The following is a 2,079-nucleotide window of genomic DNA, read 5'->3' as shown; positions in this document are numbered from 1 at the left end:
CCCGACGCCGGTGTCGCCACGCTCGAGGTGTTCGACGCCCTTGGCCGCCGCGTGGTCGTCCTCGAGGACGGAGGCCGCTCGCCCGGCTGGCACCGCATCGAGGTCGGCCAGAAGCTCCCGGCCGGCGCCTACCTCGTCCGGCTCCGCGTCGAGACCGGTGGCGCCCTCGAGGTCGAGACTCAGTCCTTGGTCGTGGTCCGCTAGCTCGGCCGTCGACTCCCACCACCACCCTACCACACCATGTACTCATTCTCTCGTCTGCCGACTCGCGTCGGCACCCTCGCGGTCGCCCTCCTCCTCTGGGTAGGTCCGGCCGACGCTCAACTCGCGGCCGGACACAGCAAGTTCCTGGGCGCGGTCGGCGGCGGGACCAGCTCGCCCCGGGCCGACGCCACGTTCGACACCTACTGGGACCAGATCACGCCCGAGAACGCCGGCAAGTGGCGCTACCCCGAGCGCGACCGGGACCAGATGGACTGGGCCACGCTGGACTACTGGTACGACTACGCCCAGCAGCGGGGCATCCCGTTCAAGCAACACACGTTCGTGTGGGGGATGCAGCAGCCGGACTGGATCGCCGGGCTTCCGCCCGCTGAGCAGCGCGCCGAAGTCGAAGAGTGGATCCGGCTCTACTTCCAGCGCTACCCCGAGACCGACATGGTCGACGTCCTGAACGAGCCGATCACGATCCCGGCCGGCTACCGCGGAGGCCTGGGCGGAGCGGGGGCGACGGGCTGGGACTGGGTGATCTGGACGTTCGAGACGGCCAAACGCTACCGGGACCAGTACGCGCCCGGCGCCCAGCTCATCCTCAACGAGCACTCGATCCTGAAGAACGCGGGCAAGATGAACCAGTACCTCGAGATCGTCGACTTGCTGATCGACCGGGGGCTCTTGGACGGGATCGGGCTCCAGGGCCACTTTCTCGAGAGCACGCCCGTATCGACGGTCCAGTCGCACCTCAACGAAGTCGCGTCGCGCGGTCTGCCGATCTACATCTCGGAGTTCGACCTCAACATCGGAAATGACCAGGCGCAGTTGGCGAAGTACCAAGAGCTGTTTCCCGTCCTGTGGGAGCACCCGTCCGTGGCCGGCATCACGTTGTGGGGCTACAAACAGGGCGAGATCTGGCGGAGCGGCGCCTACCTCGTCCGCTCCGACGGCAGCGAGCGCCCGGCGCTGAGCTGGCTCCGCGACTACCTCGAGGTCGGCCCGGGCGACGGCCGCGACGCCTACGCCCGCATCGAGGCCGAAAGCCACGACGCCCAGCAAGGCGTCCAGACCTGGAGCAGCGCCTTCGGCTACTTCGACGCCGGCGACTGGGTCCGTTACGACGACGTCGACTTCGGCGTCGGCGCGGCGTCGGTGACGCTCGACCTCGCGCTACCGGCGAGCTTCGCGGGCAAGCGGATCGAGCTCCGGTTGGACAGCCCGTCGGGACCGTTGGTCGGGACGCACACGACCGTCGGGACCGGCGGGTGGAACGCGTTCGCCACGCAGTCGACCCTGATCGATGGAGCGAGCGCGGTCCACGACCTCTACCTCGTCGGAGCCAGCGGAACAGCCATCGCCAACGTCGACGGGTTCGTGTTCGAAGCGGCAGGCGGCACGTCTGTCGTGGTGCGGGCGCGGGGCCGACGAGGAGAGGAGCGAATGGAACTCCGCGTCGCTGGCCAAGCCGTTCGGGCGTGGACGGTCACGACAGCGTTCGAGGACTACGTCGTCGACCTCGAGGGCGACGTCGCCGCCTCGGACGTGTCGGTCGCGTTCACCAACGACGACTCGGTCTCGGACGGGACCGGCCGCGACCTGCGCGTCGACCGGGTGACGGTCGCCGGGACGGTCTACGAGTCCGAGTCGCCGGCGACGTTCTCGACCGGGACGTGGTCCCAGGGCTCGGGGTGCGCCGACGGGTACAAGACGAGCGAGTGGCTCCACTGCCCCGGCGCGTTCTTGTACGACCAGGCATCAAGCATCGCACCGGTGACGGCCTCGGCCCAGCCGGAGGCCGCCGAGCCGTCGCTGTCCGTTGTCCCGAACCCCGCCCACGCCCGGGCGGCGGCCGTCGTGGTCCTCGAG

General features: G+C 69.5%; 2 protein-coding genes. Both read left to right on the top strand.

What is annotated here, in order from left to right:
- Nucleotides 1–204: T9SS type A sorting domain-containing protein (locus tag WBA11_RS14680; RefSeq protein WP_424521412.1), on the top strand; the 204-nt coding region annotated here is incomplete at its 5' end.
- 36 nt (nucleotides 205–240) lie between these two features.
- Nucleotides 241–2,079: endo-1,4-beta-xylanase (locus tag WBA11_RS14675; RefSeq protein WP_424521411.1), on the top strand; the 1,839-nt coding region annotated here is incomplete at its 3' end.

This window comes from Rubrivirga sp., from assembly GCF_049648075.1.
Lineage (GTDB): Bacteria > Bacteroidota > Rhodothermia > Rhodothermales > Rubricoccaceae > Rubrivirga.
This window is presented reverse-complemented; position numbering and strand designations above follow the sequence as displayed.